This is a genomic window from Pseudahrensia aquimaris, from assembly GCF_042676045.1.
Classification (GTDB): domain Bacteria; phylum Pseudomonadota; class Alphaproteobacteria; order Rhizobiales; family Rhizobiaceae; genus Pseudahrensia; species Pseudahrensia aquimaris.
On sequence record NZ_JBHTJV010000003.1, the window covers coordinates 310,058 to 336,350 of the forward strand.

The following is a 26,293-nucleotide window of genomic DNA, read 5'->3' on the forward strand; positions in this document are numbered from 1 at the left end:
TGGAACCAAACCCATGCGCCTCGTTACTTATTCATCAGCCAATCTCGGCGGCCCGCGCATTGGCGCTATGACGGAAGAAGGGCTGGTGGACCTGACCGAAGCCTGCGGTGTTACGTCAATGCGGGCCTTCCTTGAAGATGGACTGCAAGCCAAAGCGCAGACGCATGTGGATGGCGCCCGTGAATTTGTGAGCGACTACCGCCTTGATCTGCCCATCGCTGATCCCGGCAGGATATTCTGCATCGGCGTAAACTACATGAACCGCAACGAGGAATATAAGGACGGCCAAGCAGCGCCGACGAACCCTTCGGTGTTTATGCGCGGCCCACTTTCCTTCGTTCCGCATGGCCGCGATCTGGTCATTCCGCCGGAATCAGAGCAACTCGATTATGAGGGCGAGATTGTGCTGGTGATTGGACGTCCGGGACGCCGTATTTCAAAGGCGAAGGCGCTGGACCACGTGGCCGGTCTGACAATCATGAACGAAGGCACAATCCGCGACTGGGTGCGGCATGCCAAGTTTAATGTCACGCAGGGCAAAAACTTCGACCGCACGGGTGGCCTTGGCCCTTGGATCGAGACTGATCTTTCCGGAATCGATGTAACCAATATGACGGTTGAAACGCGGGTGAACGGCGAAGTGCGCCAGAGCGACACGACTGCTTCGATGGCGTTCCCTTTCGCCAAGATCATCGAATACCTCTCCACCTTCACCACTCTGCAAATTGGAGACGTGATCGCAACCGGTACGCCAACAGGCGCGGGCGCACGGTTCGACCCGCCGATCTGGCTGAAACAGGGCGATGTGGTGGAGGTTTCGGTTGAAGGCGTTGGCACGCTGGTCAACGGCGTGATCAACGAGGCTTAACCGCCAACGAAACCGCCCGATTGCCGCTCCCAAAGCCGGAAATACGCGCCTTTGGCCTTAAGCAACTCCTGGTGCGTTCCGTCCTCGACGATCTTACCCTCCTCCATCACGATAATGCGCTGGAGGTTTTGTAGGGTGGAGAGACGGTGGGCAATGGCGACCACAGTTTTGCCTTCCATCAGATCGGCCAAATGCTCTTGAATGGCCGCTTCAACTTCTGAATCGAGCGCGGATGTGGCTTCGTCCAGCAGCAATATCGGTGCGTTTTTCAAGAACACGCGGGCAAGAGCGATTCGCTGGCGCTGGCCACCAGAAAGCTTCACGCCACGTTCGCCCACATGGGTGTCGTAACCTGTCCTGCCCCGAACATCTTTCAGCTTCACGATAAACTCATGCGCCTTGGCGCGGCGGGCCGCTTGTTCGACCTCCGCGTCAGTCGCATCGGGTTTGCCGTATGTGATGTTGTCTTTGATCGAGCGGTGCAGCAGGGCGGTGTCTTGGGTGACGATACCCATCTGGGCGCGGAGCGACGGTTGGGTGACTGATGTGATATCGGTGCCGTCGATGGTGATTGCCCCTCCATCAATATCGTGAAAGCGCAGCAGTAGGTTCATCAACGTGGTTTTGCCAACACCCGACTGGCCGACAATGCCTACCGTCTCGCCCGGCTGGATGGTAAGATTGAAGTCTTCGATCACAGCATCCGTGCCTTCATAGGCAAAGCTCACCTGCTTAAACTCGATTTCACCTCGGGCTTCGCCAAGTGGCTTCGCGTTGCCGGCGTCTTTAATGGTCGGTTCACGAGCGATCAGTTCTGCGGAATTTTGCACTGTGCCGAAGTTGCGGAACAGACCGTTGAGCAGGCCGAGCATCCGACCCATAAGCAGGTTGAGCCGAAGGCAAAGAGCCAGAACGATGGAGACTTCGCCAACGCTCAGTGCCTCTGTGGTGTAGAGATAGAGCGCCAGCGCAGCGATGATGACCAGCATTACCGAAGACATGGCATGATAAGCCATGCGCATGCCGGAAACGGCGCGGGTGAAACTGCGCAGAACCGTCAGCACATTGTCCCACGCTTCGCGGATGAAGGCATCGTTGCGATTCTCCGCGCTGTAGAGTTTGAGCGTGCGGATGTTGCTGTAACCGTCCACGATGCGGCCTGTGACGCGAGCGGTTGCGTCGGCTGTTGCACGGCCACGGTCGCGAATTTTGGGGATGATGATAAAGGCGATTGCGGCCACCCCGCCGAACCAGATCAGCACAGGCACAAGCAAGCGCCAATCCAGCGACGCCAGAACAACGAGAGTGGTGAAGGCAAAGACGGCAATGAACCAGATGATCTGCAAAAGACTGACCATGAAATCGCCCGCCGCCTGCCCGGCCTGCCAGATTTTGCTGGAAACACGGCCTGCCATTTCCTCGTCGAAGAAAGAAACGTCCTGACGCGAGATGGCGCGGTGGGATTGCCAGCGCACGAAGGTGAAGAAATCCGGCACGACGATCTGTTCTTCCAGCGCAGCGGTGGCGACAAACAGAATGGCGCGCACGACACCCACGAGTAGGGCCATCCACAACAGGGTCGCTCCGTGATCGGCAAAGAAACTCTGCGGGCCCGAAGCGTTCATCATGTCCACCACCCAGCCGACAAAGGTGAACAGCGCAGCTTCAACCAGCGCCACGATGCCACCAAGCACCAGCATGGCAATAAACATGCCGGGCATCTGGCTGGCATAGTGGCGAATGAAGCCCATGCCGCTCGTTGGCGGCCGACCGGGATCGGGCCGCTCAAAGGGCCGCGCAAAACGTTCGAAGAATCGGAAAAACTGGTCCATGGGTTACGCTAGAGATGGCGAGCGACGGGCGCTATTGCGCCGCCACGTCGCTTGCCTCGTCAATGATGAAACCGCCCGATTGCCGCGCCCAGAGAGAAGCGTAGAGATCGCCGTTGGCCACCAGTTCATCGTGGGTGCCCTGCTCAACGATTTCGCCCCCATCCAGAACAATAAGCCGATCCATATTCGCTATGGTGGACAAGCGGTGAGCAATTGCGAGCACGGTCTTGCCTTCCATCAGGTTGAACAATTGCTCCTGAATGATGGCTTCCACTTCAGAATCGAGCGCAGACGTGGCTTCGTCCAAAATCAGAATTGGCGCGTCTTTCAGGAACACGCGGGCAATCGCTACGCGCTGCCGCTGGCCGCCGGAGAGTTTGACGCCTCGTTCGCCAACCTGCGCGTCGTAGCCCTTGTTTCCCTCGGCATCTTCCAATCCCAAAATAAACTCGTGAGCATTGGCCTTCTTCGCAGCGGCGATCACCTCGTCATCGCTCGCATCGGGGCGGCCGTAGGCGATGTTTTCGCGCACGGAGCGGTGCAGGAGCGAGGTATCCTGCGTCACCACAGCAATTTTCGAGCGCAGGCTTTCCTGAGTAACTTCGGCAATGTTCTGACCATCAATCGAAACGTTGCCGCCGTTGATATCGTAGAGCCTAAGCAACACGTTCATGAGCGTGGTTTTACCCGCGCCGGAGCGGCCAATCAGCCCGACCTTCTCGCCCGGCGCGAGGGTAAGGTTCATGTCTTTGATGACTGTGCCGTGCTTATCATAGGTGAAGGTGACGCCATCGAAACGCACCTCGCCTTTCGAAACCGTCAACGGCTTGGCGTTGGGCTTGTCGAGAACAGAGCGCTCCTGCGCGATCGTGTTCATGCCGTCGATGGCCATGCCGATGTTTTCAAACAGACCGGCCATTTCCCACATAATCCAGTGCGACATGCCGTTAAGGCGGGTCACCAGAGCAGCCGCGACGGCAACAGCGGCAACGGTCGCCGCACCATCAAGCCACTGCCAGATCGCTATGCCGCCAACGGATGCCAGCAGCAGCTTGTTGATGATCGTGAGCGTGACATGCATCCCCGTTGAGAGGCGCATTTGCGGGTGCACTGTCTCAAGGAACTTATCCATGCTCTCCTTGGCATAAGTGATCTCACGCCCTGCATGGGCGAACAGCTTCACCGTTGAGATGTTGGTATAGCTATCGACGATGCGTCCCGTCATCGACGAACGCGCATCCGCCTGCCTGCGCGAAATGACAGCCATGCGCGGCAGAAAGTATTTCATCGTGAGGCCGTAAGCGATCAGCCAGACAATGAACGGCACCATGAGCAGTGTGTCGAAAGAGGCGATCAGCACGAGCGCGCCGAGAAAATAAACGCCGACGTAAACGAAAACATCGAGGATTTTCATCACCGTTTCGCGCACGCCAAGGGCTGTCTGCATCACCTTGGTGGCGACGCGACCGGCATATTCATCTTGATAGAACTGCATGGACTGGCCGAGCATATAGCAGTGGGCCTGCCAGCGGATGATTTGCGGGTAGTTGCCGATCACCGTTTGGTGCAACACCAACGACCACGCCAGAATGATCAGCGGCAGCAAGACAACCGTTACGAAGGCCATCCAGACAAGATACGCCCCCTCCTGCTGGAGGAAAGTTTCGCGGTCCGCATTGGACAGCCAATCGACGATGTTTCCCAAAAACGCGAACAGCGAAATTTCGATCACAGCGACGAGCGCACCCAATACGCCCATCAGCGCAAGCCAGGGCCAGATGCCTTTGGAATAATGCCAGCAGAAAGCGACCAGCCCTTTGGGAGGCGTGGTCGGTTCTTCTGGCGGATAAGGCTCAATGAAGCCTTCAAACCATGTGTAAAGTCGGCTCAACATGTCAGGCCCTGCTTTTGTGATTGATCGGCGCCGTGGCGCACGCATCGGGGAAAGCACGCGGGAACTTCGGACGCAATGCGTGTCCGGGCTCACACTTGTTGTAGTGCGGGCTGGCCTCACTTGGAAGCGTGACAACATGGCGGGTGACCACAAACGCCGTCGCAACCTGCAAGGCGCAGATGACGACCAGTGTGGCGACCAGCCACTTATTGATGTGGTTTCGCTTGCGCGGTTTGATTTTGGTATTGTCAGTCATTGGATCAGTTCCGAAAATTGAAAGCCTTGCGTGGAGGCTTTCGGGAGCTAATCCTCTGCGAAAGCCGCTAGCGAGCGCCGACCTCGTGGGTGGCGGGCAAAAGGGAAACGTACATGATCATCGCAGTTCTCCTTGCGGTTTCGTTCTGCTGCTCCATAACTGGCGTCTGGCAGTTGCGGCAAGGGTAAGTCTGCTCACAAACCATGTCTAGCTGCAACATTTTGGATTTTCACCAGAGCCACCATGCCTCTCCACATCGCCCTCTTCCAACCGGACATCCCCGGCAATACTGGCACGATCTTACGCCTTGGGGCGTGTTTGGACTGCCGTGTTCACATCGTCGAGCCTGCTGGTTTTCGGCTTGATGACAAAAGCTTACGCCGGGCGGGTATGGACTATCTGGAATTAGCGGCTCTCCAGCGCCATACGGATTGGGAGCAGTTTCTGAAATGGCGGGACGAGGAAAAGGTTCGGCTGATCCTGTTCACGACGAAGGCGGAACGCGCCTATACGGATTTCTCCTACAATGAAGGCGACTGCCTGCTTTTTGGCCGCGAGACTGCCGGTGTGCCAGACGATGTGCACGAAAGTTGCGACGAACGCGTGACGATTCCCATGGCGGCGCAGGCGCGTTCTCTCAATCTGGCGATGAGTGTTGCGATGGGCGCGGGCGAGGCTTTACGGCAGATCGGACGTTAGAGGGTTTTTACCATGTGGCGATGCGGAATGCCTGCATCCATAAAGTCGTCGCCTTGGGCTTTGAAACCGAGTTTTTCATAAAAGCCCAGCGCGTCTGTCTGCGCGTCCAGCACAATTTGTGTAACCGCCGGATGGATTCTCGCATAGTCAAGCATCGCGGCCATCATGTTGTCGCCGTAGCCTCTTCCGCGGTGGCTCTTCACCACAACCAGACGGCCGATCTTCATTGTTCCGCTGTATCGTGTGTTGTTCTCGATCATCGGCTCCAGCGGAATCATCCGGCCGGCGGCAACGGGTTCATCATCAAGCAGTCCAAGAAAATGCACCGCGCTCAGACAGTCGGCCTCGTCGATTTCCAACTCTTCGGGCACCCCCTGCTCTTCCACAAATACCGTGTGGCGCAGCCGGAAGCAGGTCTCAATGTCGGCTTCAGACAGAGCTAGCCGAACTTGCATTGCCGCCACGCTCAGTCCGCCGTTGGCAAGCGCACCATGGTGAACTCTATCGTTTCATCCGGCAGTAAACGCCAGCTTTCAACGCGGGTCCAATAGGCAGCTTTGGGAAAATCATCGAGCCATTGTTGCGCGGTCGCACGCGCTTCATCACGCGGAAGCTGATAGCAGGCGCGCACCAAGCCGTCCTTGTCTTTGCGGGGGCGAACGGCAGCTTGCCGCGCTCTTTCCAAGGCTGGCGCATGGGATGGCTGGTTGTGGTTCAATTCACTCATGGACGCGATACTCCGCAGACAATGTGTCTGTCGCACATAAAATGGGAAACTGCGGCACGAGGAGTCAAGTATGGCTTTCCAAACAAGGCTTGCCTGCTACGCCAAGACTATGGCACTTCGTGGACACAATGACTGTCCACGGAAACTGACACATGCGCGACCGCCACGCTTTGCCCGCTGGGCTGCCTGAAAACATCGAAGCGAAAAAGCAAACTGCACGGGATTGGTTCGAAACACTGCGCGACGACATTTGCGCAAGGCTTGAAGCGCTTGAAGATGCGGTTGAAGGCCCATTGTCTAATCAGGAACCGGGCCGCTTCGAACGCACGCCGTGGAGCCGTGACGACGGCAAGGGCGGCGGCGGCGTTATGTCGATCATGAAGGGCCGCGTTTTTGAAAAAGTGGGCGTCCATGTCTCTACAGTGTATGGGGAATTTTCCGAGGCGTTCCGGGCGCAAATGCCTGGTGGTGATGAAGACCCCCGTTTTTGGGCATCTGGCATTTCGCTGATCTGCCACCCGCAAAACCCGCACGTTCCTGCTGTTCACATGAACACACGCCAAGTTGTCACGACCCGCCAGTGGTTCGGCGGAGGCGCAGACCTAACCCCCGTACTGGATGCGCGGCGGGTGCAAGACGATCCGGATTCAATCGCTTTCCACAAAGCCATGCAGGAAGCCTGCGATGCTCACGCGGTTGCTGATTATCCGATGATGAAAGAGTGGTGCGACGAGTATTTCTACCTACCCCACCGCGACGAACCGCGTGGTATTGGCGGTATCTTTTACGACTACCAACATTCAAGCGACGAAGATGGCGGATGGGATGCAGACTTCGCGTTCACGCAAGACGTAGGCCGCGCTTTTGCCGATATCTACCCGAAGATCGTAGCGGCAAACATGGAAAAGACCTGGACGGATGAACACCGCGAAGAACAATTGGTTCGGCGAGGTCGTTACGTCGAGTTCAACCTGCTGCACGACCGCGGTACTATATTTGGATTGAAGACGGGGGGCAATGTAAACAGCATTCTCTCTTCCATGCCGCCCGTGGTGAAATTTCCCTAGGCAGACCTTGTCAGAGCTTGTCAGACCTTCGCAAGGAGGAATTCTCGGCTCGCTTTGAAACCGGACGCAATCCATACCTCTTCAAGGCGCGTGAGAGTTTGTGCAATTTGGGGGCCGGGCTTCATGCCTGCGTCCAGCAAATCCTGACCGCGCACTGGCAATTCCGGCCTTTCCCATTTTGCGATTCTTTTGAGTCGCTTGGCGAGTTTTGTTGAACGTTTTTCATCGTTTTTGCCAATAGCGGTCGCGCAATCCAGGCGGATACGGTCCGACACGGCTTGAACGTTGCTGCGATAGAGCATGGCGTCGAATTCTTGTTTGCTCTGCTTTTTCGGCAAGCTCTCCTGCCCTGCCCAAGCAATCAGCCTGTCGCGCACTTTGTTCGACAGTTTCAGCCGTTCCGCCAAACCAGCGACCTTGTCTTCCATCGGCGCGATGATCGACATAAGCCGCAGTACAGCATCGGCGTCCCATCCCAGCTCCTGTTCCGCTTCGACAAGCCCGTGAATGGCATCTATGCCCCAGTTTTCGCTTTCCGGAAGCACTTTTGACAACACGCCAGTCTGACGCATCCAAAGCAAAGCGCGAGACGGGTCCGGCGCGGCCAACATGCGCGATAATTCCTGCCAAATGCGTTCGGCGGACAAATCATCCAAGCCGTCTTTCAGTCGTGTGCAGGCCATCAGCCCCTTCGCATCGGGGCGGAATGTGCCGTACCAAGCGAAAAAGCGGAAGAAACGCAGGATGCGCAGATAGTCTTCCTCGATGCGCTTTTCGGCCATTCCGATGAAAATCACGTTCCGCGCCATTAGATCACCATAGCCACCGAGCGGGTCAAACACCGTGCCATCGGCTTCCAAATACAGTGCGTTCATCGTGAAATCGCGCCGCTCGGCATCTTCCAGCCAATCCGTGCCGAACGTCACCGTGGCGTGACGGCCATCGGTGTCGATATCCTTACGCAGGGTTGTCACTTCAAAGGTTTCACCGTCGATAAGCGCGGTGACGGTTCCATGGTCTATACCTGTAGGAATGGCCCGATGGCCCGCTTCTTCCAGCCTCATCGTCACGTCAGCAGGAATAAGCGTGGTCGCCACGTCCACGTCTTTGATAGCTTCACCGAGCAGCGAATTGCGCACGGCGCCGCCAGCGATTTTGGCTTCGCCACCATCGCTGTTCAATAGGGCAAGAAGTTCCTGCAAGGCCGGGGAATGCAGCCAGCTCTGATCGATTCTTGCAGGCGCAATCATCCGCCATAAACCCTTTCCTGAACCATGCGGATAATCCCCGCCGTCACGCCCCAGATGCGGCGTTCTACAGGCGGGTTTACGCTTTCATCCATGAACGGCATAGCAAAGAAATGGCGTTCGCGCTCTTTCCAAGTGAGGCTTTCGATGCGGTGGTTTTCGCGGTCCATCAGGAACGACAACGGCACCTCAAAGGCGCTGGCGACTTCGTCTTCGTTGATGACCATTTCATAGTCGGGCCGCACTTTGGCGGCGACTGGCGTGATGCGGTAGCCGGAGCCGGAATAATAGTCGCCAAACGTGCCGATGAGTTGCACCGCATTGTCGTTTAAGCCCACTTCCTCCCACGCCTCGCGCGTGGCGGCCTCTTCCGGCGTTTCGCCGGGGTCAATCTTGCCACCAGGAAAGGCTATTTGGCCCTTGTGGCTGGAAAGGTGTTCTGCGCGTTGGGTCAGCAGAACGTGCGCATCATCACCGCGATCAATCACGGGGATCAGCACAGCCGCGTGTTTGAAATCGCGATCCATGAACTCCTCACGGTCGCCTGGGTTCAACCGATCGTCGCCGCCAATCGCCGCCATAACATCCGCACGACGAGCAAAACGTTCTTCCAACCTTTTGCAGAAGGCGGCGGCAGAGTATTGCGGTTCGTCGATCACCCTCACGCAGAAACACTCATGCGGATTGAGCCGCTAGTTCGTCCGCCGGCATGATGGGAAACACCTCGCCGCCGGAGCGGATGGAAAACATCGTCTTGCCATCAATTTCGATTTCTTCGCCATGTTCCACGAGTTCGTACATAACAGGCCGGGCCAAAAGCGCTTCGAGACGACCGCGCACGAGAGCGTAGGGCTTCAATTGTTTGTGTTTGCCATAAATCTCGAACCTCAGCGGATTGTCCGCATCGATTTCCACCACATCGCCCAAATTGGTGCGCAGCGTGATGACCTGTTCACCCTCTTTTTCACCTACATCCATCTCGACGCCGACAAAAGGCGCATCTTCGACACGAATTCCGACCTTCTCCACGGGAGTAACCAAATACGTCTTGCCGTCCTCATCTTTACGCAAAACGGTTGAAAACAAGCGCACCAGCGGTTTTCGCCCAATTGGGGTGCCTTGATAGAACCACGTTCCATCGCGCTTGATCTCCATATCGAGATCACCACAGAAAGGCGGATTCCACTTCTCTACAGGCGGCAGGCCTTCGCCGGAATGGGCGGCGCGCTTCACCAACGCTTCAAGCGATGCGGTGGTTGGGTTGTCGGCATCGTCAACAGATCGGGCCATAAGCCGCACTCGCCTCCCTCTACTCAATTGGGCATAAATCGAACATACTCACGAAATAGTGGGTGTTAGCCCGTTTGTCAGCATGGCAAATTGCGTCAACCTGACCAGCGACAGGCATTTGCTCCGTTTCCGCGTAGCCACATTTAAGACAAAGGGTTTTCCACGATGAACGATATGACCAAGACCGAAACGCCGGACGACAAAGCCCTCGTTGCAGACGCGGAAGCCGCAGTCGCCACCGTTGCCAAGGCCCGCGAAGCGATTGGCAAGATTATTTTCGGGCAGGAAACGGTGGTTGAAAACGCGCTCATCACCATTTTGGCTGGCGGTCACGGTCTGCTGGTTGGCGTGCCCGGTTTGGCTAAAACAAAACTGGTGGAAACATTTGGCACGGTGCTGGGTCTTTCGGCAAACCGCATTCAGTTCACACCAGATCTGATGCCATCAGACATTTTGGGTTCTGAAATTCTGGACGAGGATTCGAAGGGCAAACGCTCCTTCCGTTTCGTCAAAGGCCCGATATTCTCACAGCTTCTGATGGCGGATGAAATCAACCGCGCTTCGCCGCGCACCCAGTCAGCGCTTTTGCAGTCGATGCAGGAATATCATGTGACGATTGCTGGCGAACGGCATGATCTGCCCGCTCCTTTCCACGTGCTCGCAACGCAAAACCCGCTGGAACAAGAAGGCACTTACCCGCTGCCGGAAGCGCAGCTTGACAGATTTCTGTTGCAAATCGACGTTCCCTACCCGTCCGCTGATGCAGAACGCCGTATTTTGTTGGAAACAACTGGTGCCGGTAACGCGAAGGCCGAGGCGGCTATGACTGTTGAGGAATTGATGAAGATCCAGGACCTCGTCCGGCGGATGCCGGTTGGCGAGTCGGTCGTGGAAGCCATCCTCAAACTCGTACGGTCTGCGCGGCCCGGCGAAGATAACCCGCTCGATACCGCAAAACACATTGCCTGGGGCCCTGGCCCCCGCGCGAGCCAGTCGCTCATGCTAACCGTCCGCGCACGCGCGTTACTGGATGGACGGCTTGCGCCATCGGTTGACGATGTGTTGGCGCTGGCTGAGCCAGTGTTGCAGCATCGCATGGCGCTCAACTTTGGTGCCCGTGCCGAGGGTCTCACTGTCCGTTCCGTCATTTCCGATTTGAAACAGGCGGCGGCGTAAGCGACCGCGATGGCTCTTTCAATCGGCACAGTCTCCGCAAAAGTTGACAACAGCGATGCGCTGACACGCGCTCGGTTACGGGCGGGGCTGGTGCCAGACCTCCTCGTTGAAGCGCAGCGCATTGCCGCCAATGTCGTTTCCGGCTGGCATGGACGGCGCAGGCGTGGTTCTGGCGATACGTTTTGGCAATTTCGTCCCTATGACACGGGCGAAAGTCTGACACGAATTGATTGGCGACGCTCTGCGCGGGATGATTCGATTACAATTCGCGATAAAGAACTGGAAGCCGCCCACACTGTCTGGGTTTGGGCCGATAACAGTCCTTCCATGCTCTATCAATCATCGCTCAGCGAAGTTTCCAAACAATCACGCGCAATGGTTTTGGCCTTGGCGCTTTGCGAAGTGCTTGCTCGCTCTGGCGAACGTGTCGGCTGGCCGGGGCTGACACGGGCAATCTCGTCGCGCAGCGCGGCTGAGCGCGTGGCAGGCGAGTTGATGGGCTCGGCTGGTGAGGACACGGGTTCGTTCCCCCCACTGCGAGGTATGGTCCGCCGTCATTCGCTGGTCGTCATCAGCGATTTTCTGGAACCTATTTCCGACGTTCTGGCGCGGGTTGATGCTGCGGCCCAGATGGGCGTGGAAGGCATTCTGATACAGATTTCAGATCCTGCGGAAGAGACCTTCCCATACTCTGGCCGAACGGAATTTCGCGACCCTGAAACGGGTCGCAAATTCACTGCGGGGCGCGCCGAGACGCTTCACAAAGACTATGAGCGGCTGTTCAATGCGCGGCGCGAAGTGCTGGCTGAACACTGCAAACGATTGGGTTGGCATCACATCACCCACCGCACGGATCAGTTAGCTTCTTCAGCGCTTGTCGCTGCCCATATGCGCCTTTCAGGGCAGGTTGGAGGGGCACGATGAGCCTGTTTGGATTGACCTTCGCTTCTCCGCTTCTGCTGCTTGGGCTGCTGGCACTTCCCGCGATTTGGTGGTTGCTGCGGCTGACGCCGCCACGGCCCCGTGAAGAGGTGTTTCCGCCCACACGAATTCTGGAACAAATCACCAAACCTGAAGAGACGCCCGCTCAAAGCCCTTGGTGGCTGACGTTGTTGCGTCTGGTTATGGCGGGGTTGGTGATTCTGGCGCTTGCCGATCCCATACGAAATGCGATCACCGATGCGGTGTCTGGCGAAGGGCCAGTGCTTGTAGTTGTCGACGATGGCTGGACTTCTGGCCTCGATTGGCAAGAACGCGTGAACAGCGCATCCACTCTGATAGAAGAGGCCGGCAATTCCTCTCGCCCCATTGCTCTCGCGTTTCTCAGCGAGAGCGAACAGGCCAATCTGGCGCCTTCCACGGCGGATGCAGCACTCGCGCGACTGTCCGCTGCGCAGCCAACACCGCTAAAGACCAACGCCGCCGCGTTGGCAGAGAAACTGCGAGAGGACGCCACAACTTTCGGCACCATCGCTTGGCTTTCCAGCGGGTTGAGCGATGAGGGCACTACGGCGCTTAACGAAGCGATCGGACTGAAGCAGGCTGGCGAGGTGCTTTATTTTGGCCCTGCGCTCGACAACACGATTGCAGTGACACGCATTTCAAACGACACAGACGCAATGGTCGCAACGCTTGCTCGCCCCGCCTCAAGCTCAGTGCGTAGCGGAATAGTAAGCGCTTACGATATTCAAGGCCGGTCGTTGGCAAGTGCGGAATTTGCGTTCGAAACGGACGCCAGCTCAGCCGAAGCGCGTTTCGTGCTTCCTGCCGAGTTGCGCAACGATTTCGTTCGAATTGACGTGGATGGGCTTTCCAGCGCGGGTGCGGTTCAGCTGCTCGACGAGCGGTTCCGCCGCCGTAATGTCGGGCTGATTTCCGGCGAGAACGCCGACCGCAGCCAGCCTTTGCTTTCGCCGCTGTACTATATTTCGCGAGCGCTTGCCCCCTTCTCGCAAATCCGTGAAGCGCAGGACGCCAATCTTTTGACCGCAATAACGCAGTTGATAGAGGAGCGCGTTTCGACGCTCATACTGGCCGACATCGGCACTCTACCTGAAGACGCTGAAGCGAAATTGCGTGAATGGCTGAACGCTGGTGGCGTGCTCATCCGCTTCGCCGGGCCACGGCTCGCTGCGGCAAATGACGATCCGCTCATTCCTGTTCGGCTGCGCCAGGGCGACCGCAATCTGGGCGGCACGCTCACATGGGGTACCCCACAACGTCTTTCCACTTTCGACCCGGCGTCACCTTTTTCCGGCGTTGTCATTCCAGAAGACGTGACCATCAACCGACAGGTTTTGGCCGAACCGGATATTGATCTGGAAGCGAAAACGTGGGCAAGCCTTGAGGACGGAACGCCGCTCGTGACGGCTGCAAGAGAAGGCGATGGCTGGATTGTGCTGTTCCATGTGACCGCCGATGCAAGCTGGTCGAACCTGCCGCTATCGGGGGCGTTTGTGGACATGCTGCGCCGCATCGTGGCTGTTTCGAACGGCGCACTGTCCCAAAGCCTTGTGCAACAGGGTGGCGAGAGCGAAAGCACGCAGGCCAGTGGTACAATTGCTCTGCCGCCCCTGCGCAATCTCGACGGATTTGGTGTGCTTGGTGGCGCGGCGGAGGCCGCCCTACCACTGACTTTTGCTTCCGGTACGAACCCAACGGTTGGTCTCGAAAACCCACCCGGGCTTTACGGTTCCAGCGATGCTTTTGTGGCACTGAACCTGTTTCAGGATGGTGATACTTTGACCGCTTTTGATACTTCGACCCTGCCCGCAAACGCGGAACAGCGCGCCTATCAGGCGGAAGCTCCGTTCAATCTGAAACCGTGGCTGCTGGCTGTTGCGCTCGGCCTGTTCGCGCTCGATTGTCTCGCCGTGCTATGGATGGCAGGCGCGTTTCAAAAGCGCCTGCGGCCAGCTGTGGTCAGCATAGCGGCGGCACTTATGCTGGTAGTGGCACAAGGAGAGCGCAGCTTCGCGCAAGATACCAGCGCAGAATTCGAGGCATCCCTCAAAACCCGTCTCGCATTTGTGCGCACTGGCATCGCGGAGTTGGACACAATAAGCGAAAAGGGGCTCATCGGCCTGACGGATTTCATCGCGTCCCGCACATCTTTGGAACCTGCGGAGCCTATGGGCGTCGATATTGGAACGGACGAACTCGCGTTCTTCCCCCTGCTCTATTGGCCCGTCAGCGCGGCGTCTCCCGTGCCAAGCACGCAAGCGATGGCGCGGGTTGATGCGTTCATGAAACAGGGCGGCACGGTGCTCTTCGACACGCGCGATCAGCTATCGGGTGGGTTTGGCGGCAATTCCGTCAGCGCCGCCACCATGAAACTGCGCGAAATATTGGCGACGCTTGATATTCCACCGCTGGAGCCTGTGCCAGAAAACCATGTTCTCACCCGCGCTTTCTATCTTCTGGATGTTTTCCCCGGTCGCTATCTCGACGGCAATTTGTGGGTTGAAGCCTCGGCAGACGAAAGCAGCGCAGACCGACCAACGCGAAGCGGCGATGGTGTCTCGACAATCATGATCACGTCGAATGACTTCGCAGGCGCTTGGGCGGTTGAAGCCTCTGGTGCGCCCACGCTTCCGATTGTGCCTCCTAATCCCACCCAGCGCGTCTACGCCTATCGCACTGGCGTCAACATCGTGATGTATACGCTGACGGGGAACTATAAAGCGGATCAAGTTCACATCCCCGCATTGCTGGAAAGGCTCGGACAATGAGCGGCCTTGAGATCACCTTCGCGCCGTTTTTTGCATGGTGGGTCATTGCGCTGATCGCATCGCTGGCTGTCGCCTTCGCGCTGTTCGGCATTTTTCGCGGGCTGAAAGGTAGCTGGATCCGTCTTGCCGCCGCCGCCCTGCTTGGCCTCGCGCTAGCCAATCCATCGCTGCTGCAAGAAGAACGTGAGCCGCTCAAGACAGTGATTGCTGCTGTGATCGATCAATCCGACAGCCAAAAGCTGGATGGACGTGATGTGCAGACCGAGGAAGCCCGCAAACGGCTGGCAGACTTGATCGCCCGTTTCCCACAGTTCGAATTTCGCGAAGTTGTTGCAAAGAACGGCGGCACTGAAAACCAGGACGCGTCCACGGCTCTTTTCGGTGCGCTGAAGAGCGCTTTGCAAGATGTGCCGCCAGAACAGGTTGGTGGGGCAGTTCTGATCACCGACGGACAGGTTCACGATATTCCTGAAACTGCCGCTGCGCTGGGTTTTAACGCCCCCATCCATGCGCTGATTACTGGCCGTGAAGACGAGCGCGACCGTCGCCTTATTCTGCACAAAGCTCCCCGGTTCGGCATTGTGGGCGAGCCGCAGGAAATCGAATATTCGGTTGAAGACACCAACATTGATTCCGGTGGTTCGGTGGACGTTACCGTCTCCATCGACGGCGAAGTGATCGGCGTCGAGAACGTGGCTCCGGGCGAGAAAGCGACCTTCCTGTTTGATGTGCCGCACGGCGGCAAGAACGTCATCGAATTCGAAGCGCAGGTGGTCGATGGCGAGATCACGCCCGTCAACAACCGTTCGTTTGCGGTTATCGAAGGCATCCGCGAGAATTTGCGCGTGTTGCTGATCTCGGGCGAACCGCACGCGGGCGAACGGACTTGGCGCAACCTGCTGAAATCGGATGCCTCTGTTGATCTGGTTCACTTCACCATTTTGCGGCCGCCGGAGAAGCAAGACGGCACGCCGATCAATCAGCTGTCGCTGATCGCCTTCCCCACGCGGGAATTGTTCATTGAGAAGATTGATGAATTCGACCTCATCATATTCGATCGCTACCAGCGGCGGGGTGTGCTGCCGGTTTTGTATTTCGACAACATCGCCCGCTACCTCACCGATGGAGGTGCGATTCTGATCGCGGCGGGCCCGGAACATGCGGACTTTTCATCCATCCACCGCACGCCATTGGCGACGGTTTTGCCAGTTGAACCGACGGGCCAGGTGATCGAAGAACCTTTCAAGCCCCAGGTTTCCGATGCTGGCCGTCGACACCCGGTAACGCGCGATTTGCCGGGAATGGCGACTGCGGGAAGCGAAGAACAGCCCACCTGGAGCCGTTGGTTCCGCACAATCGAGGGAACAAACCCGCAGGGCGATGTTGTTATGACAGGCGCACAGGACAATCCCCTGCTGGTGTTGAACAGGCCCGGCGAAGGGCGTGTTGCAATCTTGATGTCGGACCATGTTTGGCTTTGGGCGCGTGGTTTTGAAGGCGGCGGTCCCCACACGCAAATGCTGCGCCGTCTTGGCCACTGGCTGATGAAGGAACCAGAACTTGACGAAGAAGCCCTGCGCGCCAGCGCAAGTGGCAACACGCTGCGTATTGAGCGACAAACGATGGGCGACCAACCCGGCAGCGTTGATATTGTGGACCCGACAGGAGCCCGTTCAACCGTGGAACTGACACAGGAGAGTGAAGGGCTGTGGACCGCCGACTTTGATGCGAACACTCTGGGCCTCTATCGCCTGGCCAACGGCGATCTTACAACTCTTGCCAGCGTTGGCCCGTCCAACCCACGCGAATACTCGCAGATCATTTCCACTGGCGAAAACCTCGCGTCTCTAGCAGCACAAACACGGGGTTCCGTGCGCCGCGTCGGGCCTGCCGATAGTCCGGACATGCCGCGCATTGTGCCCGTACGCGCAAGCGGAACGGCGGCAGGCAACGACTGGATCGGCCTGCGTTCCACGGGTGCGAGCAAGCTGGTCGGTGTCAATCAAATCCCACTTTTCGCCGGCGTTTTGGGTTTGATATTGCTTCTTATGGCACTTGCCGGGATGTGGGCTCGCGAAGGACGCTAGGCTTTCATTTTATCGGTCGATAAACCGCGATGCCACACCGCCCAAGACTACACCCTCTTCCAAGGCGCAGACCAGAATACGGTTCGGGTCTGCGGGCCTTGGCAGCACAATTGAACCGGCAGGAACCCGTTTGAAGCCGAAGGGCCCGTAATACGGTTCATCACCAACCAGCATTATGGCTTTCGGCCCGCCCTGCCGAGAATGCTCGCGAGAAGCTTTCACGGCCTCAGCCATCAACAACTTTCCCGCGCCTTTGCTTTTATGCTCGGTCAAGACAGCCAGCGGCCCGAGCATCAATGCAATGTCGTCGCCAATGCAAACCTTCGTCAGACGCACAGTGCCGATAATCGCACCGTTCAATTCAGCGACGAAGGACAGGGGCATTTCATGGTCCACGCCTTCGCGCAGAACGTAGGCCGCACGAGCGGTCATACCGGGGCCAAAAACCGACCAAGTGATGGTTTCAATCAAGGGAGCGTCATCAAGCCGTTCAGGCCGGATGGTCAGCGACGGATTTGTCATGGGATAGTCCTGAGGAGATATAAGCAAAAAGACGTTCGAGGCAGACATTGCGAAAACGCGCAAAAGGCCAGCCCCGTGTGAGCGAGGATTAAATGTATCGTCGTCGCAGCGTCGTCGTGCTCATTGTCAAATATCTCCCAGTCGAGGCGGTTCAGCTATCATGCAAACCGACATTCGTCTAGCGCCTGTTTCGTTTTTGCAGAAGCGTGTCCGGCTTGCCCTGTTTAAGCCTATGGGGCAAAACAAGGTCTCTTTTCCCGAAACGGAAACGTAAAATGGGCCTTCTCGTCGACGGCGAATGGAAAGATCAGTGGTATGACACCAAGAAGTCGGGCGGCAAATTCGTGCGTTCCGATGCTGGTTTTCGCAACTGGATCACAACTGATGGCAGCGCCGGACCAACCGGCGAAGGCGGCTTCAAGGCTGAAGTTGGTCGTTACCACCTGTACATTTCCCATGCCTGCCCCTGGGCCAATCGCGCAGCAATTTTCCGCACCCTTAAAGGCTTGGAGGACGCGATTGACGTCTCCGTCGTTCATCATTTCATGGCCGAAGATGGATGGACTTTCGAGTTGGAAGAAGGTGCCACTGGCGACAAGATCAATGGCTTCCCCTTCATGCGTGACGTTTATACTGCGGCAAAGCCGGACTACACGGGGCGCGTGACCGTGCCTGTTTTGTGGGACAAGGAGCGCCAGACAATCGTCTCCAACGAGTCGAGCGAAATCATCCGCATGTTCAATTCCGCATTCGATGGTATCGGTGACAACAGCGTGGACTATTATCCGGCGGACTTGCAGCCCGAAATCGATGCGATTAACGAGCGCGTCTATCACACGGTCAACAACGGCGTTTACAAATGCGGGTTTGCGACCACAAGCGAAGCCTATGAAGAGGCGTTTCAGCCGCTTTTTGAAAGCCTCGATTGGCTGGAGGATCTTTTGTCGACGAGGCGTTATCTGGCTGGCGCACAGATCACCGAGGCGGACTGGCGTTTGTTTACGACGCTCATTCGCTTTGACCCGGTCTACGTTGGTCACTTCAAGTGCAACCGCAACCGGATCGTCGATATGCCAAATCTTTGGAACCACACGCTTGAACTTTATCAATGGCCCGGCGTGGCAGAAACGATCAACATGCGGCACATCAAACGGCATTATTATGCCAGCCATGAGACAATCAACCCAACGCGCATCGTGCCGCTGGGACCCAATCTTGACTATTCTGCGCCGCACGACCGCGCTCGGTTCGACTGAGGGCAGATTTGGTTTTCAAACTTGCCCATCTTTCCGATCCGCACCTTGGGCCGTTGCCAGATGTGCGGCGCCGTGAACTGATTTCAAAGCGCATCACGGGCTACGTTAACTGGCAGCGAAACCGCGCCAAGTCGATGAACGATGATACGCTTTCGGCACTCGTGGCGCACTTACATGCTGCAAAGCCGGATCACATCGCAGCGACGGGCGATCTGGTCAATCTGGCTTTGCCGGCAGAATTTACACTGGCCCGTCAATGGTTGGAAACGCTGGGCAGCGGTGACGACGTGTCGGTCGTTCCCGGCAATCACGACACATATGTCCCTGGCGCGTTGGCGCAAGCGCAGGAAATTTGGGCGCCCTACATGACGGGTGATGGCGAGCGCGACGTCGCTTTTCCTTATCTGAGAATCCGCGATGGCGTGGCGTTGATGGGTGCCAATTCCGGCCGGGCCACCCTTCCGTTTCTGGCGACTGGCTCGTTCCGCGAGCCGCAAGCAAGGCGGTTGGCCGAACTGCTGGAGGCGAGCGGAGAGGCCGGACATTTTCGCGTGGTCATGATCCACCACCCGCCGCACAAAAATGCTACTGCGCGGCAAAAACGGTTGATCGGGTCTAGCAGATTTCGGGCGGTGATCGCCAAACACGGTTGCGAGCTGGTGCTCCACGGCCACACCCATTTGCCGACAAGAGTGGAAATCCAAGGTCCAAGGGGAAGTGCAGTGCCGGTCTTTGGCGTTTCCGCTGCCGGTCAATCACCCTATTCGATTGTGGGCAAGCGCCCGAAGCCACCGGCCAGCTACAACCTGTTCGAGATCAAGCGTCAAAGCAACGGATGGCAGTGTCTTCGTTCCCGCTACGGATTTGAACCAAACGGAAACGACGTGGTTCAGCTAAGCCCCAGCGCGCCCATTATCTGAGCGAAGACTTCCGGCGCGAACGCCCATGCCGCCGCAAGCGCCGCGGCCATTGTGACCGCAATACCCGATAAGAATCCACCAACATGGGAGATGAAGCTCCTGCGCGGTTTGTTGGAAACACTGCTATCAGCCTTTGGCTTTTCGCTTGAAGATGCTGTAGACGGTGCGCCCGTTAAACCGACTTTCGCGGTGGTATCGGTCGCCGCCTTTGCGCTTGCGGCGTTGTCTATGGATTGCTGATAAAGCGGTTGGGTTTGCGCTTTTTGCTCAGCCAAGGCGCGGTCTTTCGTTTCGATCCATTCACCTTCGATGATCCGCTCGCGCTCAACGATCTTCTCCGCGATGTAGTGCGAAACGATGTCCCCCATCGCCTGCACATCATCGGTTTGCGAAAGCACAATGCGACCAAGCCGTGTGTCTTTCAAAAAGCGATAGGTCTTGCCGTCATGGTCGATGGCAACGAATGACGTCATGTCTATCCAAAGGCGGGCGCGCTCGCCCTTCCCTATGGTGAATTCGAAACGGTCGTCTTTGGGATCGATATCCGTGATCAGCGGCGCAAGTTCCTCAACCAACTCTTCCAACCGTGCGCGATCTGAAGCGCGGCGTTCAAAAGCGATATCGTCGATATCCGCCCGCTCTTCACGCACCGTGCGCAGAGCTTCCTTGAGCGTGCGGGCGTGACGCTCGACGCGGTCAATCGGGTGGTCTTCGCTCATGTTCACCATCGTACTCACTCTCAACCGCGCCCGCTGCGGGCTGTTAAGAGGTTGTTTACCATAAATCCGTCGTAGATTCACAGCCGCCAAAGCGAAACATGTTTGCTGCTTAGCTAGAACAGGTAACGACCCACCAGGCGGTCGCGTTCATAAACATCATCGAAGAAGAGCGGCACGCCATTGTCGTCTATCCACGCTGTGAAGTAGGCTAAATGAACCGGCAGCTTTTCTTTCAGGTTAACGCGGGTGCGCTTCTTGCTGCTGATAATGCTGTCCACCTTGGACGGATCCATCCCGCCCTGCATCTCATAAATCTTCCGCGCAAAATCGAGCGGTTTTTCGACCCGAATGCAGCCGGACGAAAAGGTGCGTGAGGAGCGGGAAAACAGGTTGCGCGAAGGGGTATCGTGCAAATAGACCGCAAATTTGTTTGGAAACATGAACTTAACCTGTCCCAAAGAGTTGTTTTTACCCGGCTGCTGGACCACTCGGTACGGAAACTTGGTCGCAGACACGGCGCTCCAATCGACTGCGTATGGATTCAGCTCCGCAGAATTTGCGCCCCAACCTCGATAGAGTTTGTAATTGTTCTCCACCAGATAAGCTGGGTTCTTGAGCACTTTAGGCAGCAATACACGACCGGCGATGGAGGTTGGCACAGTCCAAGTGGGATTAAACTCGGAATACGATATCTTGTCCGAGAACATCGGTGATTGGTGGAACGGCTTGCCGACGATCACGCGCCGACGGTCCACAGTCTTGCGACCATCCACCATAAAGAGTTCAAATCCGGCCTGATTGACCAAGATGTGACGGCGGCCAAGCTGACGGGGAAGCCAACGCCAGCGCTCCAGATTGATTGCCAACTGACGCACACGCTCTTCGGCGGATACATTGAGCGCGCCGAACGTCTGCGGCCCGGCCACACCATCGGCGGAAAGACCATGACGCTTCTGGAAATGCATCAGCGCTTCTTTCAAGCCGTCGTCGTAGAAGTCCGGTTGATCGGTTTGCAACGCGTCGTAGCCGCGAGCCGAAAGGTTATCGCGCATTTGCGAAACACGGGGGCTCGTCATGCCCGGTTTGAGCGTTTCGCCAGCATCAATCGGGTTCCACCCGCCGCGCAGCAAAAGCGCGCGGTAGCCTGCAAGCATCTGGCGTAGCTGGCCGTACTGCGGATGGTTTGGCCGCAGCGCACGCAGCATTTCCTTCGGTCCGTTTTCCGCTGCCCCTTCCAGCCATTGCTGGGCGTTTACAGTTTTTGGTTTGATAACGATGTTGGGGTCCGTCACAGAGGGCGTCGTCAGACCGGAATAGAGATCACGCCCAAGCGTCAAGAAAGCATGGCTGAGCGCCAGTTCCAGCCGCGCTGCATCGTTTTCGCTGGAAACTTCATTAAAGCCGCGCAGACCGCCAAGATATTCCAAAGGGTCGAGGCCGTCCCGGTAGGAATTGCTGATTTCGTCGATCAGCGAGCGGCCCGCTTCGCTCAGACCACTGCCGCTTGTCCATATTGGATTGAAAGCACGCGCTTCATAGCTGGCGCGAAGACGTTCTGTCGGAAAGGAGCGGCCGGACCATTCAACTGTGTTGCGCTCTAGGTATGCAGAAACCTGCTCGGGCGTTCCCGCTTTTGCTGACAAAGCAGTCATTGCAGCTATCGACACCGCACCAATTGCCGCTCTTAGAATTGTCCTATGGCTCATGTTCAACCCTCCTGAACACTGTGATTCGCGCCAAGGTATCACCATAGGTCTCAAAACTGAATCCCGTACCGCCGACTGATTGCTCGACGCGAATGCGGCGATCAAGCCGACAGATTTTGAGCGATTGCGGCACGCACCAAGTCCGGCGCCTCTACGGGCGGCGAGTGCCCCATACCGTCCACGATGTGCAGCTTGATGCGACCGCTTTTCGCCAAGGGTTGCAGAGCCTCGGCTTGCTCTACGGGCAATATCGCATCGTCTCGCCCCCAGATCACTGTGATTGGAACGGCGCTTGTCCACAAATCATCAAGCGGTAATTCACCCTGCACGCCGTTGCGCGCCAAACGGGTTGCAATTTCTTGCAAGCTCGACACCGCACCGGGTTGAACCCGAAGTTCTGCGTTCATCTGAATGATACGCGGGTCGATGGTGTAATCGGCGTGAAAGAACGAAGGCATAACGGCTTCAACATCTGCGGTGGTTTGCGCATCTGCCCAGGTCGTCAAGGTATCGTGGGCTATGCCGGGGCCGAACCCACCGGGAGCGAGCAGGGTAAGGCTCGAAATCCGATCAGGTGCAATAATGGCCATGAGTGATGCGACCGCACCCCCCATGGAATGACCAACAACATGGACACGCTCGCTGCGCCTTTCCAGAGCTTCCAGAACGGCAAGCGCGGCGTTTTTGGGCGTCATTTTGATACCCGAATCCAGCGATCCAGCATGACCGGGAAGATCAAACGCCCAAGATGGTGCGCGATCACTCAAATGGCGCTGGAGGCCACGCCATTCTGCGGCGCAGCCTCCAAATCCGTGAATAAAGACAAACAGATCTTTTGCGCCTTCCGGCCCGGCCTGCTGGATAACGTTCAGCGACATGCTGGTCTTTCCTTAGACATCATTACCCAAGGCGCGGTTTGCAGCACTGACTAGAGCTTCCAGCGATGCGGCTACGATGTTGGCGTTTATCCCGGCGCCGAACCATTGGCGGCCTTTGTCATCCTTCACTTCCATATAGCAAATCGCGGTTGCGTCGCTTCCTTGCTGCAGCGAGTGCTCTGAATAATCCACTACCGTCAGGCCAAGGCCATATTCGGCGTTGAGCGCGGCGACGAAGCCGTCGATTGGCCCTGTGCCTTTGCCGTGAATAGTCTTGCTTTCTGTTCCATCGGTAATTGTGGCCTCAAGCCGACGCCCTGTTCCGCTGTCAGGGTCTGTAAAGGTTGCGTGGTCGACATAGCGCAAGCGGCCGTCAGGCTGCTCAATATATCGGGTGCGGAAGCGGTCATAAATCTCGGATGATGGAAGCTCCCTGCCCTCCTTGTCCGTGATTTTCTGGACGTCATCGCGCATCTCTACCTGCAAGGCGCGCGGCAGCTTCAGCCCGTAGTCCGCTTCCATCACATAAGCCACGCCACCCTTGCCGGATTGCGAATTGATGCGAATGATGGCCTCGTAGGTGCGTCCAACGTCTTGCGGGTCGATGGGCAGATACGGAACTTCCCAAACCGCTTTGTTCGCCTTCTCCAGCGCCTTCATGCCCTTGTTGATGGCATCTTGGTGGCTGCCAGAAAACGCGGTGTAGACCAACTCGCCCACATAGGGGTGACGCTCTGGAATGCGCAGCTGGTTAGAGTATTCGTAGACGCCCTTGATGCGTTCGATGTCGCGAACGTCCAGCTGCGGGTCGACGCCTTGAGTGAGCATGTTCAACGCCAAGCACACAATATCGACGTTGCCCGTGCGCTCGCCGTTGCCAAAGAGCGTTCCTTCCACGCGGTCCGCTCCGGCCATCAGACCCAACTCCGTGGCAGCGATACCGGTGCCTCTATCGTTGTGGGGGTGGAGTGAAATGATAACGCTGTCGCGCCGGTCGATGTTGCGGCACATCCATTCGATCTGATCGGCATGGATGTTCGGCGTCGACATTTCCACGGTCGCAGGCAGGTTCAAAATCAGCTTCTTGTCCGGCGTTGGCTGAACGACCTCAACGATCGCGTTGCAGATTTCAAGAGCAAAATCGAGTTCTGTGCCGGTGAAGCTCTCCGGCGAATACTGGTAGCGATAACCGCCGCCAGCCTTAGCAGCCATATCAACGATCATCTTTGCCGCATCGACCGCGATTTGCTTGATGCCATCGCGGTCTTGGCCGAAGACAACGCGGCGCTGCAATTCAGATGTGGAGTTGTAGAAATGCACGATGGGGGTGTCTGCCCCTTCCAGCGCTTCGAATGTGCGGGTGATGAGTTCGGGACGGCACTGCACCAAAACTTGCAGATCAACGTCGTCGGGCACATTGCCCTGTTCAACACACCAGCGGGCGAAATCGAAATCAGTTTGCGATGCGCTAGGGAAACCGATCTCGATTTCCTTGAAGTTCATATCCAGGAGCAGTTTAAACATCCGCGCTTTGCGCTCGTGACCCATAGGATCGATCAATGCCTGATTGCCGTCGCGCAGATCAACTGAACACCAGATCGGTGCTTTCTCGATGCGGTTGGATGGCCATGTTCGGTCTTCTAAACCGACCTGCGCATAGGGTGTGTATTTGCTTGCTTCTTCCATCATCATGGGAGGCAGTTCCTTATTCGGACAAGCCGTAAGTCGACGCTATCGGAGCGGGCCTTGGGCGAGATTATATGAGTTTTGTAAAGTTGAAGTGAGGGGGCGGAGAGCATTGCTGAAAAGCATTGCGGGATTTGCCTCGACCGCCGGTTGCCCCCTTACAGGCACACGCACCGACGGTCGCTGATAAGCGACAGAAGAAGGTTTAGCGAAAGAGTGCGCTGCGTGATCATGCTCTTTCCAATAGTCCCAAACCCGATGTTTGGCAAGATGGGCGCTGGTTGCTGGATGTCGAGAACGCCGACGGATCGGGCAGATCAAGGTTCACGAATGTAAAAATGGACGATCTTCCACATTGAGTGAAGGGCTGTTCGGAGCACTTTATCTAGCGCCGCAAGCGGTCTTTTCTCTCCTAAAGACTTCAATTTGCGCGGCATCTTCCACTTTCACACAAGCATACGGGCTTTAGAGACAGAAAACCCGCCAAGCTTTCGCTGGGCGGGTTTCGGTTTTCCGGCTTGAACGCTTTGAGGACCAAAGCGCCGAATCCCTACTTTTCGTCATCCGTGGATTTGCGACTGGTTTTGATTTGACCGCGCTCCACGCGCTTGGCGTGCTCTGTCGTACCGCCAGCGCCGAGGACTTTGGACTCCTCACGCCAATTCTCACGCTCGGGACGGCCGGGGAAACCGACCATATTGCCAAGCCACGTGATTTCCGCATCGCTCATCTCAGCGACCTGGTCGAAATGATAGATGCCGAGTTTGAACATCTTTTGCTCGATGGCATTACCGACACCGTCAATGAGTGTCAGATTGTCTGGCTTGCCACCACGAGCTTTCTTCAAAAGCCCTTTGGGCTCTTTGCCGACCGAGCCTGCGTCTGCTTTGCCAAGGCTCGTGCCGACTTGTCCGGCAGCGACGCGGGAGGCGAACTCAGTTGTTTTTCCCTTGGCCAGTTCTTTAGCCTGTTTCACCCATTCTTCGCGCTCGATGCGTCCGGGAAACGCCAAGACTTCGCCATAGTGGGCTTCGTCTTTTGCCTTCCACGATGCGATTTGAGCGAACTGATAAATGCCCAGATTGTTCAAACGCGCTTCGTTCTGCGGACCGATACCACTGATCATACGAAGGTTGTCTTTGTTTGCTGCACTTGGCTTTGGTGCTGATTTCTTGGCAGGAGCCTTGCGGGCTTTTGGCTTGGCAGCAGCCTTTGGCTTTGGCTTTGGCTTTGGTGTAGGTGTCGCTGAAACCAGGGGAGCCGCAGGTGCAGCGGGTTTGGTTACCGGCGGAGTTGGCATGGGCGGCTTCGGCACAGGCGGAGGTGTCGGCGCAAGAGGCGCAGATGGTGTTGGTGCTGGTGCTGGTGTTGGTGTTGGTGTTGGTGTTGGTGCAGCAACCCGAGCTGCGCCGGCGGCCACAGCAGCGCCGGTTCCAGCCGCAACAGCGGTGCCGACAGAGGGGGTTTCCGCTTCAGCTGAACCGAAAAGATTGCGGAGCAGGCAACCAAGAATACAGCCCAAAATGAAAGCGATCGCCATTAGAAGTAGTGTTTGAATGATCAATACGGTCATCGGATATTTCCCTCTCGTGGCGTCTTAGCGTGCGTTCGATTTGCGAACTTCAGATGTCATCCAGCCGACGATCAGCCCGATGATGAAGGCGATTATCAGGTAGACGATATATTGCTCGATCAAATACCACATGGATGAATTCCTTAGATTTTTCTTGCG

At 56.9% G+C, this 26,293-nt stretch carries 23 protein-coding genes; 9 read left to right on the forward strand and 14 right to left on the reverse strand.

What is annotated here, in order from left to right; translation table 11 throughout:
* The first annotated feature begins 13 nt into the window (after positions 1–13).
* Entirely contained in the window at positions 14–868 is an 855-nt protein-coding gene (locus tag ACFQ14_RS05035) for a fumarylacetoacetate hydrolase family protein (protein ID WP_377211612.1), read from the forward strand.
* Here ACFQ14_RS05035 and ACFQ14_RS05040 read toward each other — a convergent pair.
* Genes ACFQ14_RS05040 through ACFQ14_RS05050 form a run of 3 tightly spaced genes read right to left on the reverse strand, consistent with a single transcriptional unit; the run spans position 865 to position 4,850 of the window.
* Positions 865–2,700, reverse strand: coding sequence for an ABC transporter ATP-binding protein (locus tag ACFQ14_RS05040; RefSeq protein ID WP_377211613.1), 1,836 nt, complete (start codon positions 2,698–2,700; stop codon positions 865–867). The two genes, ACFQ14_RS05035 and ACFQ14_RS05040, sit on opposite strands and share 4 nt — an antisense overlap.
* Positions 2,701–2,731: 31 nt before the next feature.
* A complete protein-coding gene (locus tag ACFQ14_RS05045; protein WP_377211614.1) occupies positions 2,732–4,594 on the reverse strand; it encodes an ABC transporter ATP-binding protein in 1,863 nt (620 codons plus the stop codon).
* Position 4,595: 1 nt separating this feature from the next.
* Positions 4,596–4,850, reverse strand: a complete 255-nt coding sequence (locus ACFQ14_RS05050; protein WP_377211615.1) for a hypothetical protein — start codon at positions 4,848–4,850, stop codon at positions 4,596–4,598.
* 243 nt (positions 4,851–5,093) lie between these two features.
* On the opposite strand from ACFQ14_RS05050, the gene ACFQ14_RS05055 reads away from it, so the two are divergent.
* Positions 5,094–5,549, forward strand: coding sequence for a tRNA (cytidine(34)-2'-O)-methyltransferase (locus tag ACFQ14_RS05055; protein ID WP_377211616.1), 456 nt, complete (start codon positions 5,094–5,096; stop codon positions 5,547–5,549).
* Here ACFQ14_RS05055 and ACFQ14_RS05060 read toward each other — a convergent pair.
* Together ACFQ14_RS05060 and ACFQ14_RS05065 are read right to left on the reverse strand one after the other, a co-directional pair.
* Positions 5,546–6,004: a GNAT family N-acetyltransferase gene (locus tag ACFQ14_RS05060; RefSeq protein ID WP_377211617.1), complete on the reverse strand. Its 459-nt coding sequence runs from the start codon at positions 6,002–6,004 to the stop codon at positions 5,546–5,548. The genes ACFQ14_RS05055 and ACFQ14_RS05060 overlap by 4 nt on opposite strands.
* Positions 6,005–6,015: 11 nt before the next feature.
* Positions 6,016–6,276, reverse strand: a complete 261-nt coding sequence (locus ACFQ14_RS05065; RefSeq protein WP_377211618.1) for a hypothetical protein — start codon at positions 6,274–6,276, stop codon at positions 6,016–6,018.
* A gap of 152 nt (positions 6,277–6,428) precedes the next feature.
* Here ACFQ14_RS05065 and hemF point away from each other — a divergent pair, with 152 nt between their 5' ends.
* Positions 6,429–7,343: an oxygen-dependent coproporphyrinogen oxidase gene (gene hemF, locus ACFQ14_RS05070; protein WP_377211619.1), complete on the forward strand. Its 915-nt coding sequence runs from the start codon at positions 6,429–6,431 to the stop codon at positions 7,341–7,343.
* A gap of 20 nt (positions 7,344–7,363) precedes the next feature.
* On the opposite strand, the gene ACFQ14_RS05075 is transcribed toward hemF, so the two are convergent.
* From ACFQ14_RS05075 to ACFQ14_RS05085, 3 genes are read right to left on the reverse strand one after another with little or no spacing between them, the layout of a single operon-like run.
* Complete coding sequence (locus ACFQ14_RS05075) at positions 7,364–8,593, reverse strand: CCA tRNA nucleotidyltransferase (RefSeq protein WP_377211620.1); 1,230 nt, start codon at positions 8,591–8,593, stop codon at positions 7,364–7,366.
* On the reverse strand, positions 8,590–9,255 hold the full coding sequence (locus ACFQ14_RS05080; RefSeq protein WP_377211621.1) for an NUDIX hydrolase: 666 nt from the start codon (positions 9,253–9,255) through the stop codon (positions 8,590–8,592). The genes ACFQ14_RS05075 and ACFQ14_RS05080 overlap by 4 nt, the downstream gene beginning before the upstream one ends.
* A 10-nt stretch (positions 9,256–9,265) precedes the next feature.
* The gene (locus tag ACFQ14_RS05085; RefSeq protein ID WP_377211622.1) at positions 9,266–9,880 is read right to left on the reverse strand and encodes a DUF1285 domain-containing protein; all 615 of its coding nucleotides are present in this window, start codon (positions 9,878–9,880) and stop codon (positions 9,266–9,268) included.
* 165 nt (positions 9,881–10,045) lie between these two features.
* Here ACFQ14_RS05085 and ACFQ14_RS05090 point away from each other — a divergent pair, with 165 nt between their 5' ends.
* Genes ACFQ14_RS05090 through ACFQ14_RS05105 form a run of 4 tightly spaced genes read left to right on the forward strand, consistent with a single transcriptional unit; the run spans position 10,046 to position 16,874 of the window.
* A complete protein-coding gene (locus ACFQ14_RS05090; RefSeq protein WP_377211623.1) occupies positions 10,046–11,056 on the forward strand; it encodes an AAA family ATPase in 1,011 nt (336 codons plus the stop codon).
* A gap of 9 nt (positions 11,057–11,065) precedes the next feature.
* Positions 11,066–11,980 carry a DUF58 domain-containing protein gene (locus ACFQ14_RS05095; protein WP_377211624.1) on the forward strand — a complete coding sequence of 305 codons (915 nt, stop codon included), beginning with the start codon at positions 11,066–11,068 and terminating at the stop codon, positions 11,978–11,980.
* Positions 11,977–14,787 (forward strand): DUF4159 domain-containing protein, encoded by a 2,811-nt coding sequence (locus tag ACFQ14_RS05100; protein WP_377211625.1) that lies wholly within the window; start codon positions 11,977–11,979, stop codon positions 14,785–14,787. Before ACFQ14_RS05095 ends, ACFQ14_RS05100 begins: the two co-directional genes overlap by 4 nt.
* Positions 14,784–16,874, forward strand: coding sequence for a hypothetical protein (locus tag ACFQ14_RS05105; protein WP_377211626.1), 2,091 nt, complete (start codon positions 14,784–14,786; stop codon positions 16,872–16,874). Before ACFQ14_RS05100 ends, ACFQ14_RS05105 begins: the two co-directional genes overlap by 4 nt.
* A 9-nt stretch (positions 16,875–16,883) precedes the next feature.
* Here ACFQ14_RS05105 and ACFQ14_RS05110 read toward each other — a convergent pair whose 3' ends face one another.
* Positions 16,884–17,396, reverse strand: a complete 513-nt coding sequence (locus ACFQ14_RS05110) for a GNAT family N-acetyltransferase (protein WP_377211627.1) — start codon at positions 17,394–17,396, stop codon at positions 16,884–16,886.
* Between the two features lie 275 nt (positions 17,397–17,671).
* Between ACFQ14_RS05110 and ACFQ14_RS05115 the strand changes: the two genes are divergently transcribed.
* Positions 17,672–18,652 (forward strand): glutathione S-transferase family protein, encoded by a 981-nt coding sequence (locus ACFQ14_RS05115; protein ID WP_377211628.1) that lies wholly within the window; start codon positions 17,672–17,674, stop codon positions 18,650–18,652.
* A gap of 8 nt (positions 18,653–18,660) precedes the next feature.
* Positions 18,661–19,572 carry a metallophosphoesterase family protein gene (locus ACFQ14_RS05120; RefSeq protein WP_377211629.1) on the forward strand — a complete coding sequence of 304 codons (912 nt, stop codon included), beginning with the start codon at positions 18,661–18,663 and terminating at the stop codon, positions 19,570–19,572.
* Here the strand turns inward: ACFQ14_RS05120 and ACFQ14_RS05125 are convergent.
* From ACFQ14_RS05125 to ACFQ14_RS05145, 5 genes are all read right to left on the reverse strand, one after another.
* The gene (locus ACFQ14_RS05125; RefSeq protein ID WP_377211630.1) at positions 19,542–20,291 is read right to left on the reverse strand and encodes a hypothetical protein; all 750 of its coding nucleotides are present in this window, start codon (positions 20,289–20,291) and stop codon (positions 19,542–19,544) included. The two genes, ACFQ14_RS05120 and ACFQ14_RS05125, sit on opposite strands and share 31 nt — an antisense overlap.
* Positions 20,292–20,404: 113 nt before the next feature.
* Entirely contained in the window at positions 20,405–21,997 is a 1,593-nt protein-coding gene (locus ACFQ14_RS05130) for a L,D-transpeptidase family protein (RefSeq protein WP_377211631.1), read from the reverse strand.
* A gap of 101 nt (positions 21,998–22,098) precedes the next feature.
* Positions 22,099–22,875, reverse strand: coding sequence for an alpha/beta fold hydrolase (locus ACFQ14_RS05135; RefSeq protein ID WP_377211632.1), 777 nt, complete (start codon positions 22,873–22,875; stop codon positions 22,099–22,101).
* 12 nt (positions 22,876–22,887) lie between these two features.
* Positions 22,888–24,567, reverse strand: a complete 1,680-nt coding sequence (gene leuA, locus ACFQ14_RS05140) for a 2-isopropylmalate synthase (RefSeq protein WP_377211633.1) — start codon at positions 24,565–24,567, stop codon at positions 22,888–22,890.
* A gap of 544 nt (positions 24,568–25,111) precedes the next feature.
* Positions 25,112–26,134, reverse strand: coding sequence for a hypothetical protein (locus ACFQ14_RS05145; RefSeq protein WP_377211634.1), 1,023 nt, complete (start codon positions 26,132–26,134; stop codon positions 25,112–25,114).
* Positions 26,135–26,293 lie beyond the last annotated feature (159 nt).